This window comes from Pradoshia sp. Z6_59, assembly GCF_058267515.1.
The window spans coordinates 1-16837 of record NZ_JBZCPP010000019.1 but is presented as its reverse complement, the minus strand read 5'-3'; the positions used below and the strand labels follow the sequence as shown (position 1 = coordinate 16837).

Genomic DNA, 16837 nt, shown 5'->3' with positions numbered 1-16837 from the left:
AAGTGTACGAGTGCCATATAAAAATATTACCGATTCTTTAGAGTATTCCAAAATATTTAAAGGAAAAATTGGTTTTAGTCAGTTGTAGCAGCTACTTCTTTCATTGCAGTCCTAATTTCTTTTTCACCATCTCTATTTCGTTTTACAACTTGATTATCAGATATAATAGGCTTATTATAGAGTTCGCCCATCATCATATTAAAATGAGCGATATGTCCTTGCGTTTCAAAGATTTTTTTAAAGACTTCGAAGTACCTATCCATTACATCTTCACTTGATTCAACATACAGATCATCGTTAATAAAATGCGAACCATCATTTATCCAGGAAATCAATGACCTGCATCTAATTTTATCTTCATATTCAAATTTCTCCTCTAAACTATCAAGATCTATATTACCCAAAAACTTAAAATAGTTCTCGAGGATTCTACGCATAACATTTTGAATAGATGCAAGACTTTGTTTATCCCTACTTTTTAATTCTTTCCACAAAAGCTCATACGAAGTCTTGATTGGATTTTCATCATATTGAATAATGCACGATTGGTTATCTTTCTTTTTTACTATCCAATAACCACCTTCCCCATAAGTCTTCTTCCCTTGTTTAAAGGTCACTTCTTTATGAAAATATATATTATGTGTTAGTAAAAAGAGTTGCTTAATATTCTTTTTATTCTCTTTTATATCAAACATTATTTGCCTAACTAAACTACTTACCATAAAGAGGACATTACTATCTAAACTGGATATTGGATCATCTATAACTACTACCTTCTCTGTAACAATCTCTTCTTTGCTATTGCTTCCTTTTAGTAGTTGATAAAAATATAGAAAAGTGATAAATGTCTTTTCACCTTCACTTAGAGTTTCTTTTGCATCTTCACCGTTATCCCTTATAATTTTATAGTTCCCTTTTTTGGCGGCAGTGGCTAATTTGAAATTTTTAAACCCAAAGGATTCAAGTAAAATATTAATTTCACTAACTGAATGCTCTACACTGGTAGACTTTTCTTGAAGTTCAATCAAATCCTTTTCAAATCTATGTCTAAAAATCTGTTTTTCTTGTCGACTTTTCTTAATACTTTCTATCGCTTTTTCTACTCCTATTTTTTTGTTATTAAAAGAAGTAAAATGTTTTTTATTCTTTTCTGCAATATACCTCCACATATCTTTAATCAAGTTTGCTTTTTCTACTTTAACATTGTCTATTAAGTTGTTATATTCTATGATATCTGTATTTGCCTTCAAGATTTCAGAATTAACCTCATTTATAAAAGGTGCAATCGCTACAATTTCTATACTTCTACTCGGTTCTTTTTTCTTTTTATCTATAAGAAGAACATTTTCATTAAATTTAGATTTGATTAAGTTTATGATTTCTTGTAGCTTTTCTACATTTAAATATCCGCTCTTAGAACTTGTAAGTAGTTCAATGTTATCAATAACAGCAAGAACTTGATTTATATAACTACTTGAAGATTGATTCAATAATTCTATATGCTTTATATAAGTTTTATCAAAGTAACTTTTCAACTTATTTTCAAATTCATATGGGAGTGTTTGTTGGCAGAATGGACATTGTTCTTTGCTGTTTTTTATGTATAAAAACCCCTGTTGTACCCAGTCGCTAATGTTTAGCTTTATAATTAAATCAGCTATATCTACATCTTCTTTACCAATGATTTTTTGTTTAAAGATAAAATTATCTTCTATAGATTTTTCAAAAATAATTTTGTTATAAACGTCTAATTTTTCGACTGGTCGATCGTAAATAGCCTCCTTTTTTAATTTGATTTCTTCCAGTGTTTTTAGTTCTCTACTAACATTACTCTCATCTATACATTTACTCATAAATCTATCTTTAGAATTCCTATATCCCTCAATTAAGTCCTTAAAATCCTCATCTACCTCTTTCTTTATATCCCAGCATAGTTCTTTAAATTTATCAATTAAACCTTGCTTCTCTTTAGACTTTATATCCAATGTTTCATCTAATTTTTCTATATCCTCATCGTGTTTTATGATTTTTTCCTTTAGAGAATCTATTTGAGCTTGAAGTTCAACTGACTCCCTACCTAAAGTAAAAATACCTTTAATAACTTTATCCTGTTGGAAATTTTCATTTACAAAATTCCTGTTATAAACATAAGTTGGTATCCTTCTATTTTTCCACTCTATTAAACAGTTTGGAAAATGACTTTCATTTCTTAAAACTTCCGAAATTGTTGTTTTTCCAGACCCGTTATTACCGTAAATAAAATTAATCTTTTTTAATTTTGCCAAGACTGCTCCTTCATCATTATAGGTAGCAACATTCTTAAGTATAATCTTATCTATCATTCTGCTCCCCCTTAATTTTTGGGATTAAAAAGAGATACACTCTAAAAATAAACAAATATTTACATTTATCTCCTTGTGTAAATTATACCAAATTTTTGAAATTAACGGATATTCAACTGTGATTTAAGTAATTAATTATTTGTATTATTAACAATCAAGTAATTGCCAACTGATAGTCTTTCAAATACCCTTCCATTGATTAATATAGATAAAATGGTGTTCATTAAAATAGATTGGCAGGCGTAGAAGATAGTTTTTATTCCCACTAAACTCACCATATTAGTTAATAGTAATTTTTTATACTCAATTTCTCATATTTTGCAGATTTATGCGTTTTCTGGTTAAAGAAATACCGTGAGAGGGTAAAGCATTAAGTATATAAATGGTGTATATAGGTTAATTTGGTTTAATTTTACAAAGAGGAGTGAGGAGATTATGATTCAATTTGATGATAACGATTTTGAAAAGAGCTATGAAGAAGAGATAAACAATATTAATGAACAACTTGAAAAAGAAATTTTATTTGCAATGGTTGGTGATGTTAATGCAGGTAAGTCATCAACAATTAATCGCCTAATTGGAGAAGAAGTGGCTTCAGTTGGGCCAAAACCCGGAGAAACTACCGTCGTAAAGAAATATAATTATAAAGATAAAATTATATTCGCTGATACACCTGGATTAGACGATATAAACAGTAAAAACTCTGAGGAAACACTTAAGTTTTATAAAGAAGCAGATGTTATTCTTTTCTTCCTTAATGCGGCAGGAACAGTATTTTCAGAGGGTGAAAGACAATCATATACAAATATAAAAAAATTCAATAAGAAGATCATCTTTGTCTTAAATAAAATTGACGCAGCTGATGATATTCCAAGTCTTGTTAAATATGTACAACAAGCTACAAGTAATGATTTTAAGGTTACTCCAATATCATCAAGAACGGGCGAAAATATTGATATGCTTAGAAATGATATCCTCGATATTCTAAAGGAGGAAAAAAAAGATATTTTATTCGCAAGACATATTAAGGAAAAGTCTTCGACAGCAAACAAGTGGATTTTAGCTGCTGCAACATCAGCCGGTGTCGTAGGTGCTGCGCCACTCCCAGGCTCTGATTTTATTCCCCTAACTGGTATTCAAGTCAGCTTGATGGTCAGATTGGCAACTTTATATGAAAAACCATTAACAAGGGACAGAGCTAAGGAATTGGCAATCTCGTCTTTGACTGGAAACTTGGGAAAGAGTCTCTTTAGGCAGGCAATAAAAGTTATACCTGGAGCGGGGTCGCTTGTCGGTGCTGGAGTTGCTGGAAGTATGACTTTATCGTTGGGTTACGGTATTAAGTATGCTTATGAACATAATATTGAACTAGATGCGGAAGTATTAAGAAATCTATCTAAAATGTTTTTTAAAAAAAATGAATAATTTTGAGGGAAACTAAGGGCCTATTCTGGTCCTTTATATATTCTTATAACAAAGGAGGTCTATAATGATAAATATTAATTCGCTATTAGCATATTACAACGAACATCCCGACTATAAAGTAAAAGTTGTTAAAGGCACTGATTTTAACATTGAGTATCTGAAATCAGTGAATTCTAGAAAAAACGTACTTGCCGAGCTTTACTCTAAAACAGGAAGATTTTATTTGAACAAAGACGGAGATTGGGTAAACATAAATAAGCTTTCTGATATACAAACTGATTCTGATGTAATTGCCTGGATAGAAAAAGACTCAAAAACACTAAGTGATAATTAAGCCTATTTATATACCTAAAAAGAGATAGTTTCTCTTATCACAAAGAAATTGTCTCTTTAATAGTTTAAAACTCCTCAACATTACGACGTATTCACTACAACCTCGTAATCCTTCAAAGAACAAGAAAAGGCAACAACCACAAAGGTTAGTTGCCTTCTTTTAAAATGAGTTGCGAGACACACTCTACGTGTGTGGACTGTATGTGGCAACATACGGGATGTTGGTGGGTTTACCAGCATTACATATATATATATATATATATATATATATATATATATATATATCATTGAGATATGAGAAAACGAAAAGCAGAAGATATCATTAGTAATATTACTATGGTACCTGTAGATAGAACCCTCTTTTTTAAAGAGTCCTAAAAGCAGGTACCATATAAGATCAGATTTTCCTTTCTCTTATTATTTCTTAACTGTTACTGTTTTCGATTTACTTTGGTTCCCCGCTGAGTCTTTAACATAGATTGTTAATTTAGCCCCATTCTTTTGCTTCTTGATACTCACACTATAACTGCCTTTTGCATTTACTTTTGCTGTACCAAGCTTCGTTTTTCCGTTGTAAACATAAACAGTCGCATTTTTTTCAGCTGTGCCTGTTACTTTTGTGGTTGTTGTCTTCACCGTTTTAACAGTTGGTATGCTGGTGCTGTTTTATCCAATACCTTTGTTCACTTTGTTGTTGCATTCTTCGCTGCATCTGTTGAGACTACCTTTACAACGACTCCTGCTTTTTGCTTGCTGATTTTGAAAGAAAACTTACCTTTCGAATCGGCCTTTACGGTTGTCTTTCTACAATAGCTTCCTTTGTTCTTGTTGAACCATTAGTGAATGCTTTTCCATTTAAAGTAGCTATCCCTTCGTCAAATGTAATCGTAACATCTTTATTATAATTAGCTTGGTCTTTAACACCTGTTACCACTGGCGCTGTCTTATCTATTGTAAATGAAACTGTTGTTGAGTTGCCCGCAGCGTCTTTTACAACTAATTTATATGAACCTTCTTCGCTCACCGTTGAACCACTTTTAAATTCATTGCCATTTAAAGTAGCTGTTCCTTCGTCAAATGTAATCGTAACATCCTTATTATAATTTGCTTGGTCTTTGACCCCTTGTACAACTGGCGCTGTCTTATCTATTGTAAATGAAACCGTTGTTGAGTTGCCCGCAGCGTCTTTCACAACTAATTCATACGTTCCATTGTCACTTACCGTTGTACCGCTAGTGAATGCTTTACCATTTAAAGTGGCTGTTCCTTCGTTGAAGGTAACCTTTACGTCTTTATTATAGATTTCTTGATCTTTAACTCCTGTTACGATTGGTGCTGTTTTATCAATTGTAAATGAAACTGTTGTTGAGTTTCCGGCACCGTCTGTTACCACCAGTTGATAGTTTCCATCCTTACTTACTGTAGTTCCATTTTCGAAGGGTACACCGTTTAATACAGCTGTACCTTCGTTAAAAGTAACTTGTACGTCATTATTGTAAGTCTCCTGATTTACAACCCCTCCTACAGCTGGTGGGGTCGTGTCTTTGACTGTTACTTTTGTAGGTTCACTCTCATTACCGGCAGTGTCTTTCGCTGTTACAGAAAGTACAGTGCCTGCTTCTTGTTTGGGGATTGGAATTTCAAATTCTGCCCCCCCCAAATCCTTTTCCTATACTTATAGTTTCATCTTCATCTTTAACAAAAATCTCAACACCATATGGATCCATAGCACTGGTAGCGCCCTTAACACTTTCAGATTGGTCTGTCACTTCGTACACTATTGGAGCCTCTGGTGGCCTTGTATCTTCGTTTACCGTAAAGGATACGTAGTAATCACTGCCCTCCATAGGGTAAGAAATGTGAGTATAATTTCCTGCATTGTCGTAAATACGAATATAGTAAACTTCCCATTTACCTGTTACCATATAATGATTTACATTAAGGCGTCCTTCATATTTATCTGTATCTGGATTATATATTAGATTAACAGTTTCTCGAGTATAGGAACTATTGCCAAATTCCGATTTGAATACAACTTTACTTTGTTGATAAAAACTAGTTGAAATACCCGATTCATCCTCAGCCTCGACTTGAACTAGGATGGTGTCCTCTGGTTGCACTTCTGTTTTATCTATAGTGAGACTTTTTACAGTTGGCAACGTAACATCAGAAATGGCAGCAACCGCATCTCCCACACCAGTGTTTAAAACCAGTGATAAAGTTAATAAAAATGCTAGAATACCGCTAAGATACTTCATTCTTATTACCTCCAATAAACTTATGTATAATATTTCACATAAAAGTATATCTCCAAAGTATTTTTAGTCAACGGAAAAAAGAATTTTTGATAAAACTTTCAAAAAAATAGTTATATTAAGATAAGCAACTGCTCCATTTTAGGAAAGAAGTTAAACTATTTTAGCTAACCTTACTATAATTAAATGGCGACTCCACTTTTGGTGTTATGCGTTTACTAATCACAATTAGTGAGTGTGTTACACATTCAATTGCACTGATTAAGGAAACATAAAAAGGCAGCGCCATAAAATGAACTGCCTTATTTTAAAATGAGTTGCGAGACACACTCCACGTGCGTACACAAGAGATGTTGGTGGGTTTATCAACATCTTTAACTGTTTTCGTAAGGATTGTTGCTTTTGTCTAATATTAATTCGAGATATGAAACAGGTATCTTCAGAAAGAAAGTAGGTATACTTGTTCTTCAACAAACGCCCGTTTGTGTAATAACTCATAATAGAAATGTTGCCCTTTATAAAATTAGGTTTATCTCTCTGTATACGTTTATTTTGAATAAACCAGTCCTATGCATTTATCTGATCTATCAGCAGCTTTAAAAAAGGGACCGACACAAAGATGATTCATTTCCTTCTTGATAAATATGGAATCCAGCATATTAAAGGAGATGCTGATCCTGATTCAGTTGGTTTTTGGGAAAGGTTTCATCTAATCTGGGATGATGACAGTTTCGAAATTGTTCTTTAATTTTAAAAAAGGAGTAGCAAAGCTACCCCTTTTCTTTATTTATTTTGAGTATTTATTCTTTTAAGGCTTACCAAGTCCATTCCCCTATTTGTCTTACATATTCGTAGGTCTTTCCACCTTCTGGTCCTGCAGTTACAACGAATTTACCTCCATTTATAATGGGTTTTGCTTCCTCGTTGCTTATATCAAACACGATATACAATTCTTCGGTAGGTTGGAGAATCGTTTTCACATTAAGCTTTTCCAATTGTTCTTTTGAATATGATTGAACCACTCCACCGCCTACATTGTATAATTCAACTTTTTCAATAACCACTGGTATGCTTTCATAATTAAAGAAATTGAAATCAACTGAATTCTCATTATAACCATATGCATCGAATCGGAGATCCAGTTTGTTTGTCACTTCAATTTCCAAACTTCCTGAAACTCCATCTTTGCTTGTTGCTGTGAATGTTACCAATCCTTCATTTATCGTAGTTACAATACCATTTTGATCAATTGTAGCTATTGATTCGTCAGAAGAAGCCCAAGTTACATCTTTCACACTAGCATAATCCGGATATACCCCCGCATATAGTTCAAAAGTTTTCCCAGTTTCAACCGGTAATTTAGAGAGACTGGTGTCGATGGTAATGTTATCGACAGGTACATACTTTACAGAAACGGTACGATATTCTTCGGTTGTGTTCCCCGCTTTGTCGGTGACTCTATACGTAATGGTGTATTCTCCTGCCTTAGAAGTGTCAACATTGTCAGTGTAACACTCAATTTTCTTAGTTAACTCTCCGTCAACATTATCCGATGCCCATACTCCTTCATATAAATCCGGCAAGTCATAACCTTGATTAACTGTTAACTCTGTTAGTCCCTCGATAACTGGTGGAACATTATCAATGACCGTTACTTTACGACTTACTTTAGATGATGGGTCATATCCTTTTTCTTTTGGAAGACTGTAGTAAATATACTGGGTACCTGCAACATTATCTTCTACACAATTTTCAACATTGATATATGAAGTTATTTCTTCCCTTGTTCCTTTATCAATAGCGCTTACCCCATCTAAAGTGTCAATCTCTTCCCCGATATTGATTGTCATTTCGCTAATACCGGAAAATTCAGCTTCCCTGTAGGTTAGAAGAACATTACGACGGTTAATAGTTTTATTTCCTGCTTCATCTGTCACTGTATAGGTGAATTCGTAGTAACCTCCAGCCGACAAGTTAGTTGTGTCAATCTTTCCTTCTACGGTAATTTTAGATGTTAAGTCTCCATCGTGATGGTCATACGCACCTACATCTTTCAACGGGTCAAACTCATCAAAATAATGGACCGCTGTGTCCTCTACACCAAATAAGGCAGGAGGAGCTTTATCCACTACTGTCACTTGGCGTTCCGCTTTCGTAATGTTTCCTGAATTATCTTCAACTGTATAAGTCAACGTATAAGTACCAACCTTATTTACATTCACTTCCCCCTCAACCTTGATATTGTCTGTTAAATCCCCATCTACTTTGTCATTCGCTTGAACTTGGTATAGGGGATTAAAAGTTTCTACTACCGCTTCTATGGTTATGTCATTGAGCCCTTCTCCAGACAAAGTAGGAGCGACTTTATCAACAACTTTAACTGTACGAGTTACGGTAGTTTTATTGCCTGTCTTATCTTTAACGGCATAAGTAAGTTTGTATGTTCCAACTTTGTATCGGTCCACGCTACCGTTAATCGTCATTTTATTAGTAATCGTACCATCTAGGTTATCTGTGGCCTTTACGCCTTTTTTAGGGTCAAAGGAATCGCCATAATTAATTGTCGTATTGCTAGCACCAGTAATTTTCGGTTTGGTAGTGTCCTTTATGACTTTTATTGTACGGGTAACTGTTGTTGTATTCTTTGTCTTATCCTGTACAGAATATTTCAGTTTATAGGTACCAACTTCATTCATATACACTTTTCCACTGATCTTTATTTTACTCGTGATATTACCGTCAAGATTATCCGTAGCCTTTACCCCTGTTTTTGGGTTAAAGGAATATCCCATATAAACAGTTTTATTCGATGCACCAGTAATTTTCGGTTTAGTTGTGTCCTTTTTTACTGTGATTGTTCGAGTGACTGTTCTTTTATTGCCGGTTTTATCGAAAACAGTATATTTTATTTTGTATTTTCCGACTTTTTTGGTGTTTACTTTTCCGCTTATTTTAATTTTAGAAGTTATGTTACCATCCACATTATCTGTAGCCTTCACGCCTGTTTTTGGATTGAAAGAATAGCCCATATAAACGGTTTTGCTGGATGCTCCGGTAATCTTCGGTTTAGTTGTGTCCTTTTTTACTGTAATCATTCGAGTAACTGTTGTTTTGTTGCCGGTTTTATCGGAAACAGTGTATTTAATTTTGTACTTTCCGACTTTTTTGGTGTTTACTTTTCCGCTCACTTTGATTTTGGAAGTAAGGTTACCATCTAAGTTGTCTGTAGCTTTTACTCCTGTTTTAGTATTGAAGGAATAACCTTTGTATACGGTCTTATTGGAGGCTCCCGTAATTTTTGGTTTGGTTGTATCTTTCTTAACCGTTACAACACGCTTTACTGTACAGGTGTTATTGTCGCTATCTGTTACTTTGTATGTAAGCGTGTATTTACCCACTTTTTTTAAATTTACTTTCCCAGAAATTTGGATGAGGTCTGTGATGTTACCATCCACATTATCTTTTGCCTTTACCCCTTTTCTTGGATTGAATGAGTGGTATAGGTAAGCAGTAGTATTGGTGGCTCCCGTAATGGTAGGTTTGGTTTTATCGGTTGCCGCGTTCACAAAACCAGGTGTCAAAAAGCTAAGAATTAATACTAAGCTGGCTAATACTATGAAGCACCTTTTCTTTCGCATTTTTTACACTCCCTTTTCTAAGTTAGCAAACAACATCCATACTTAAAAACATCGATATGAACGGTTGTCTCGCTTTCTTTTATTATATCACCATATTATTTGGAGCGCTTTCTTCAACTAACCACTCTAATACTACTTGGTATTAACAATCCACTATCAAATAGAACACTCATCTAACTCTTTAGCAGCACAAGAAAAGACCGTCAATATGACAGCCTTGATCACTTGGTATTGAACCTGTTTGTTGAATAAGGAGCAATTTTTCTTAAGCTTTTGTATTTGTCATCATAAAAGAGATAGGAGCAATGATAAAGTTATTTTCTCATTGTTTCAGAATCACTCTATTACTCTCCTAATCTAGATGAGAACTATCTTCCTCTACTAGACGCGGATCCATCTTCTAATCGTGTAGATATGTTTGGACTATACAGGAAATATTAGTATCTAATACTCCCCTAGTTTACGGAAAATAACAAACCATATTTTTTCTAATTCAAATGTATTCTCTCCTACTTCCGCACACCTGCCCCGTTTCTACAATAAGGAATTCAACACAAAAAGGCATTAATCCTCCTTGGATCAACGCCCCTTTTACTTTAAGTACATTCCTTCACAATTTGTATTGATCATCACAATATTCTTATTCATAACTGGTGAAAACAAAATTCTTATTAGTTTAAAACTCACTTAGAGTTTTCCAAATAAAAAAGGGATAGTGCAACTGTCCCTCAAAGAAAACGAATATTCACTTAGAAGTCACCCCTTGGATAAGAGAATTTTTGTAATGTCATTTCTCCTTTGTATATAACAAAGCTATAAACATTAAAATTTTTATCATCAATCTTCTATATCTCTATCCAAAGTAGAACTCAAAGCCCTATATAATTTCCATCCAAGTAAGTTTAGCTTGATGGGCTAGAAACCGATGTGGATGTAGGCATCGTTTTCTTCCATTGATGCAAGTTAGGATAAGTCAGTTCCTTCGCAATCACGGTCTATGATAACAAGGTTTTTGTCCTTATTAGCATCCCTTAGAATCTCGTTAATTAATCCGCCTTCTAGAATTGCTACATAGTTCATTTTTCACTTCTCCTTTTAATTTTTTATGAGTCTACCACGACTTAAACAGGAAAAATTAAAAATGAGAAAACAGTTCTTGTAGCGTATTTTACAGATTTACAAAAGGAAAAACCTCTGCCTAAGCAGAGGTAGAATTATTTTTATTGAGGGTACGGTGATGGTAAATAAGAATAGTAATTCTCGATAAGTTCATCACATCGCGCTACTGTCGAGTTATATAAATCTAAATAATACAGCACCTTCCCTATTAGTCCGTCATCCTCAGAGTTGAGCACTTTTTGGGCCGAAGCCTCTTTTTCTTTAATCCATTCTTTCTGCTCTGCTTTCAAGGTTTCAAACTCGGATGCTTCTAGCTTTTCGCTTAGAATATTCCAGACTCCATTTAATGCAGAATCACTTAATATATAAGATGCTTTCTCAAATGGATAACGTTTTAGCCAATCTTCGTGATCGACATCATAGGAACCTAAGTTTAAAAAGTATTCATATATATAATATGTTACTCCTAATTGGTAAAAAGGATTTGTTCCTGGAGTGGTTCCATCTTCAGTTTTATAGCCCCACACAAGTTCATCAGCTTTTGCATCTAACTTTTTGTAATCAACGTTTTCATAAGAAACTTCTTCTTTTACTCCTTCCTCTTCTTTTAATTCTGGATGCTCTTCTGTGAATTCTGTTGTATTTGGATTAAATGTTAATGTAGCGTCACTACCTAATGAGAATACAAAAACTGTTCCTTTTTCAGTTTGTTTTTCTTCTCTAAAAGTGATATCTGAATACCCAAGATATGTCTCTAATAGTTGTTGTGATTCCTCTATGGTTAAACCTAAATTTGTAATGGTTTCTCCTGTCCAACCTTTTAGAATCCATTTGTCATCGATATAGTCAAAGGTAATTGTAAAAATAACACCGCTGTTTATTAAATTTTCGGGTGCGAATGACGTTGCTACTAGTCTTTGTTCTTCTTGCTTAATATCTAGTCTGAGTTCAGTCATTAATCCATAAGGGAAATAACGAATATCAGTGCCTTCGTAATATCTATTATCCAGCATATTTTTAATTTGTGTGTCCACAAATTCTTCGCTAGTTACATCTTTCAACTTTTCTTTAAATACATTTAGATCAGCTTCTGCGCTTGAATCCCAATTGTTTTCATCCCAAGCTTTATCTAAAGCAGATTCAATCTTTTCTATAGTTGAGCTAATTAACTTTGTGACTTCTTCCTTGTTCATAGAAGGGGCTTTTGTTTCTTCCCTAGTTTCTTTCTTTTCTGCTGGTACTTCTTTTGTCGTCTCTTCTTTTTTTACTTCCGTCTTTGTTTCTGCTTCTACTTTTTCTTCAATTTTACTTTCTTGGCATCCTGCCAACATTAATGCTGCTAGCACACAAATTATTAATGCTGTTTTTTTCATCATTGTCTCCTAGTTGTTTGAATCTTGGTAATACCCATACATATTACTAAAAATTAAAAATCGCTTACAATGATTTGTTGGATTTAACGATAGAAACAAAATACCCCAAAACACTGTAACATTTTCATTGTTCACTAACCTGACCCTTTTCTACAATAAAGAATTCAACAAAAAGGCATTAATCCTCCTTGGACCAATGCCCCTTTAGCTGGAGATAATCCTTTGGCTTCTTCCTATCCTTCATCCTTGTTTCTTAGAAACTCTCTAATATTCTCCTTTAATATGGCACAAAGGTTTTCATACAATAAAATATCTATTGCAGATGCTGAAACGTATACCTGTCATTTGTTAGAGCCACTATATAGATAAGTTGCTATTTCATTCTTGCGCAAAATTTTATTGATAGTAACAAATGGTATCACATCAAACCGTCTTTATCTATCAATAGAATAAGCCCCCTATATAAAACCCATTTAAGTGCACGTACATAAAAACTGCAGACAATAGCCTAAAATAATTGGTTTTTGTCTGCAGTTTGATACTTGGCAATATCTAAGTGCTTCTTTTGTGTTATTTACATATCTAATTGGTTTAAAAAATCTATTTCAGTTTATATAACTTTATTTTTCTTTAACAAATGAGACAGTCGTCCGGGCACTCTCTCTTTGGCCGGATTTAGTAATCGTGATATAGACCTTTCCAGCTTTTTTTCCTAGTTGTTTAACGGATAAAGTTTTAGACGATCCAGTTGAAGTTCCTCTAACAATAGCTTTTCCTCCGCTTCTGGATTTGTATACCTTAATAGTATCTCCCTTAGAAATATTCCTGACTGTTATTTTATCTGATTTCCCCTTATTATTGGTTATCTTGACTTTGGATGCCTTTAAAGCATCTGAAACCTCACCTGCATAAGATACTTTGGTTCTATAACTCTCTCCTTGACCAGACTTAGTTACTGTTAAATAAGCGTTGCTAGCTTTTTTTCCTATTTGTGCTACGTTTATTTTAACTGAAGTTCCTTTTGATGTAGCACTTGCTAGTTGTTTACCTTTGCTATTATATACTCTAATTACATCGCCCTTCACAATCTTACTGACATTGATAACATCTGACTTTCCTTTGTTATTTGTTATCTTAATTTGAGAAGCTTTCAAAGTATTTGTTTTAATTCTCACTTTAAATTGATAAGGAACATCTGTTGCATTATAGTCATTTTCAATAGCCAAGTAATATGTCCCTTTAGATAATTTTGTTGAAATAGTGGAAGTATTATTACTGTTGTGATCAGTGACTAACTTCTTAACTGTATTTCCTTTGCTATTTAAAATACTAGCTTTCCATCTAGTGCCTGCTTTTTGTTTAAATAGTAAATCCACAGTTGAAGTTTGAGATGTTGTAAATTTATAAAAGTCTATATCATATGAATCGTTAATAATGCCCTTATATGTAGTATTCAATTTGATTGAATTGGCACGTGAAGTTGTATCGTTAACCTCTTTTTCATATACATTGCTTTCGGTATATTTAATCTGGAATTGATAAGGTTCTCCGGTTGCAGTCCAATAACCATAAATTTTTACATAATAGGTTCCTGCTGGAAGTCCTATTTGCTTTTCGGTTGATTCAACAGCAAAACTGCTAGGATCTGTATCAAAACTAATAAGTTCACTACCTGAGCTATTGAGTAATTGAGGTTCCCACATAGCGGATGTAACATTTTTCATTGATAATGTCACATTACCAGGTTTGCTTAACGTAAATTTAAAATAATCCAGATCAGAGGAGCTATTTATACTACCTCTGTATGTTTTGTTAATCGAAATTAAATTACTTGTTGCTGCGTTATTATTAAATTCTTTTTCAAAAAAATTACTTTGTGAATATTTCACTTGAAATTGATAAGGTTCTCCGGTTGCAGTCCAATAACCTGAAATTTTTACATAATAGGTTCCTGCTGGAAGTCCTATTTGCTTTTCGGTTGATCCAACAGCAGAACTGCTAGGATCTGTATCAAAACTAATAAGTTCACTACCTGAGCTATTGAGTAAGGAAGGTCTCCACATAGCGGATGTAACATTTTTAACGGAAAGGGTGACATTACCTGGGTACGTCAATGAAAATTTATAATATTCTGAGTGGCTGCTACTGGTTAATTTTCCGGCAACATTTTTATTCACCGAAATACTGGATGCTGTTGCTAATGTTGAACCTGCATAAGCCTTGTTGTCAACGCTCATTGAGATTACAAATATAATCCCTAAAATAAAAAAAAGTAAGTGTTTCTTTCTTTGCATCTAAAATAGTCCTCCTGTTTGATGAAAAATCATTTTTTAGTATATATCAAATAATAGGAATAATGAACTATTTTTTACACATTAAAAATAAAGCTAATATTAAATATCATCGGATAATTACACTTTTACCGATTCATTATTTAAATAACGAAAAGAGTAACCGCAACAATTGAAATCACAAACGGAAATTGCCTTTTCATAAAAAAGCGATTGCTCCTATTCCACAATCGCATCCGTTTGTTTGGCAAGATTTCACTCTAATTCTCATCTTTAAAATAATCTTAGCAATTATGGCACCAACAATAGTCATTGTGCCTGCAAAAAGACCCACATATATTGACTTATCCCATTCTACAAAAGAATTTACAACGGTAAGTATTGTGGCAACAAACGCAGATGTAAAGATGATTTGTGGTGTATTTAATTTTGCATTTAATTTCATATTTGAATTCCCCATTTCTGTGTCATCCTGCCCCGTTAGTCAAAAAGCGATTGCTTTTATTTCGCAATCGCCCTTGGTAGTTCTTTAATAATTTGCTTTCAAGGTATAAATTAATCATTTGAGTAATGCTCTAGACTCTCAAAAGGATAAGCATTTGTCCAATGATAAGGTTGTAAGTTATCTAATGTTACAAACTTCAAAGAATTATCTTTAGTTGTCACACCTACTTTTACATCTGTGCCCCAAAATCTTAATCTTTCTTGTCAAACGCCACAAGGAGTAAGCACTTTAAATGGACTATATTCGTCATCTCTTACTAAACTCAAACAATGTGTTACCTTAGAATTGAATTTATGTGCTTCACACATCGCTCCAACCTCAATACATAACTCCACACTGCTATTAAAACCGCACTTTAAAAAATAACCCATCTCATTTTTATGATGTATAGAAGGTGTGGTAAGCTCGTCATAATGTGATGTTCTCTATTCCGTTATCCGTCCATCAAGAAGATAAAACACGAGCCACGCTTTTTACTTCATTATCAGAAATCTCGTATAGCCCCATAATTTCATAGCATCTATTTCCTAATTCATTGAGTTCTAATCTTTCTGGTGTAATATCTTCCCAAGATAATAATGCCGTATCCTTCATATTAAAAAGACCGAGTTGATACATTTGATATATTTCTTGACGAAGTGAAATAGAAGTTGGAGATAAAAGCGATAGATACTCCTCATTATCATAAATACCATAATCAACATTTTCCAATTTAATACCTAATGATTCTTTTCTGAATATTAATGACAAAGTACATAATTGTCGATAAGTTAAATTATCAATCATTTTTAAAATATGATTTACTTCACCTACGGAGATTTGAGGCATAAATGCAGCATTTGCAAAAATATTACCTAAAATCACAACTTTTCTCTCTTCGTGTTCATTTCTTGCTTTAATAAGAGCACCCTCAAAAATTTCTTCAGCGCTTGACCTTTGATAACTGTATGATTTAAAAAAGTCATCTTCTCTTATTTCTTTTCCAGATTTAATATGTTCATTTATTTTAGTTATAGCAACGGCGCCGGTTGCTCCTATACGAGTACGTTCCCTTTTAGATAATTGCCTTTCAGTGAAATCTACAAGTATTTTTGATATACCGGAACCTAAACCACCTAACAAGACAGCGCCCAATGGACCAGTTGTTATTAATCCTATTGCAGTGCTAGCAGCGCCTCCGGCTATCTCGACGCTCATTTTAATTAAAGAGTGTACTTTTTTCATTTGTTCGATTTCATTCAAATTCATTTCCCCTCCTTCATAATAAAGACTCTATTTTGAATCTCTCACGATCAAAATCGCGGGTGTTCTGTCCCGGTTTCATAAAAAGTTTTATTTGTTATTTCTATAAAACTACCTTAATGCTCCTTCAACTAAACTGCCCCTTTAGTTCCATAAGAAATTCAACATAAAAGGGCATTAATCCTTCATTGAACTGCCCCGTAAAAGTTAGACATCAATCTAACTTTTACGGGGTGTTTTTTTATGGCTAATTTTAATTCAGAAGAAAAATTAAAAATTGTATTAAGGTATTTAGAAGGGACTGAAAGTATAAA

Annotated in this window: 12 protein-coding genes; 2 read left to right on the top strand and 10 right to left on the bottom strand. The window is 33.5% G+C overall.

Translation table 11 applies throughout. The features are described from left to right. Positions 1–74: 74 nt before the first annotated feature. Positions 75–2342 (bottom strand): AAA family ATPase, encoded by a 2268-nt coding sequence (locus AC4D4B_RS16090; RefSeq protein WP_490997082.1) that lies wholly within the window; start codon positions 2340–2342, stop codon positions 75–77. 435 nt (positions 2343–2777) lie between these two features. Between AC4D4B_RS16090 and AC4D4B_RS16085 the strand changes: the two genes are divergently transcribed. After that, positions 2778–3767, top strand: coding sequence for a GTPase (locus tag AC4D4B_RS16085; RefSeq protein WP_491000510.1), 990 nt, complete (start codon positions 2778–2780; stop codon positions 3765–3767). Between the two features lie 64 nt (positions 3768–3831). Beyond that, entirely contained in the window at positions 3832–4101 is a 270-nt protein-coding gene (locus AC4D4B_RS16080; protein WP_490997084.1) for a hypothetical protein, read from the top strand. Between the two features lie 416 nt (positions 4102–4517). Here the strand turns inward: AC4D4B_RS16080 and AC4D4B_RS16075 are convergent, their stop codons facing one another. From AC4D4B_RS16075 to AC4D4B_RS16035, 9 genes are all read right to left on the bottom strand, one after another. After that, positions 4518–4754 (bottom strand): Ig-like domain-containing protein, encoded by a 237-nt coding sequence (locus tag AC4D4B_RS16075; RefSeq protein WP_490997094.1) that lies wholly within the window; start codon positions 4752–4754, stop codon positions 4518–4520. Positions 4755–4783: 29 nt separating this feature from the next. Then, complete coding sequence (locus AC4D4B_RS16070; protein ID WP_490997095.1) at positions 4784–4858, bottom strand: hypothetical protein; 75 nt, start codon at positions 4856–4858, stop codon at positions 4784–4786. Positions 4859–4890: 32 nt separating this feature from the next. Continuing rightward, positions 4891–5760 (bottom strand): Ig-like domain-containing protein, encoded by an 870-nt coding sequence (locus AC4D4B_RS16065; protein WP_490997085.1) that lies wholly within the window; start codon positions 5758–5760, stop codon positions 4891–4893. Then, on the bottom strand, positions 5741–6358 hold the full coding sequence (locus AC4D4B_RS16060; RefSeq protein ID WP_490997086.1) for a hypothetical protein: 618 nt from the start codon (positions 6356–6358) through the stop codon (positions 5741–5743). The genes AC4D4B_RS16065 and AC4D4B_RS16060 overlap by 20 nt, the downstream gene beginning before the upstream one ends. An 812-nt stretch (positions 6359–7170) precedes the next feature. Next, a complete protein-coding gene (locus AC4D4B_RS16055; protein WP_491000509.1) occupies positions 7171–9993 on the bottom strand; it encodes an immunoglobulin-like domain-containing protein in 2823 nt (940 codons plus the stop codon). A 1220-nt stretch (positions 9994–11213) separates the two neighbouring features. Further along, the gene (locus tag AC4D4B_RS16050; protein WP_490997088.1) at positions 11214–12485 is read right to left on the bottom strand and encodes a lysozyme inhibitor LprI family protein; all 1272 of its coding nucleotides are present in this window, start codon (positions 12483–12485) and stop codon (positions 11214–11216) included. A gap of 620 nt (positions 12486–13105) precedes the next feature. Next, complete coding sequence (locus AC4D4B_RS16045) at positions 13106–14779, bottom strand: pre-peptidase C-terminal domain-containing protein (RefSeq protein ID WP_490997089.1); 1674 nt, start codon at positions 14777–14779, stop codon at positions 13106–13108. A 196-nt stretch (positions 14780–14975) separates the two neighbouring features. Then, the gene (locus tag AC4D4B_RS16040) at positions 14976–15236 is read right to left on the bottom strand and encodes a hypothetical protein (protein ID WP_490997090.1); all 261 of its coding nucleotides are present in this window, start codon (positions 15234–15236) and stop codon (positions 14976–14978) included. A 489-nt stretch (positions 15237–15725) separates the two neighbouring features. Beyond that, the gene (locus AC4D4B_RS16035) at positions 15726–16523 is read right to left on the bottom strand and encodes a hypothetical protein (protein WP_490997091.1); all 798 of its coding nucleotides are present in this window, start codon (positions 16521–16523) and stop codon (positions 15726–15728) included. Positions 16524–16837: the final 314 nt, after the last annotated feature.

Excerpts from the sequence above, each read along its gene's own strand:
- AC4D4B_RS16045 (WP_490997089.1), bottom strand. The coding sequence starts at position 14,779 with ATGCAAAGAAAGAAACACTTACTTTTTTTTATTTTAGGGATTATATTT.
- AC4D4B_RS16080 (WP_490997084.1), top strand. The coding sequence starts at position 3,832 with ATGATAAATATTAATTCGCTATTAGCATATTACAACGAACATCCCGAC.
- AC4D4B_RS16060 (WP_490997086.1), bottom strand. The coding sequence starts at position 6,358 with ATGAAGTATCTTAGCGGTATTCTAGCATTTTTATTAACTTTATCACTG.
- AC4D4B_RS16055 (WP_491000509.1), bottom strand. The coding sequence starts at position 9,993 with ATGCGAAAGAAAAGGTGCTTCATAGTATTAGCCAGCTTAGTATTAATT.
- AC4D4B_RS16040 (WP_490997090.1), bottom strand. The coding sequence starts at position 15,236 with ATGGGGAATTCAAATATGAAATTAAATGCAAAATTAAATACACCACAA.
- AC4D4B_RS16085 (WP_491000510.1), top strand. The coding sequence starts at position 2,778 with ATGATTCAATTTGATGATAACGATTTTGAAAAGAGCTATGAAGAAGAG.
- AC4D4B_RS16090 (WP_490997082.1), bottom strand. The coding sequence starts at position 2,342 with ATGATAGATAAGATTATACTTAAGAATGTTGCTACCTATAATGATGAA.
- AC4D4B_RS16050 (WP_490997088.1), bottom strand. The coding sequence starts at position 12,485 with ATGAAAAAAACAGCATTAATAATTTGTGTGCTAGCAGCATTAATGTTG.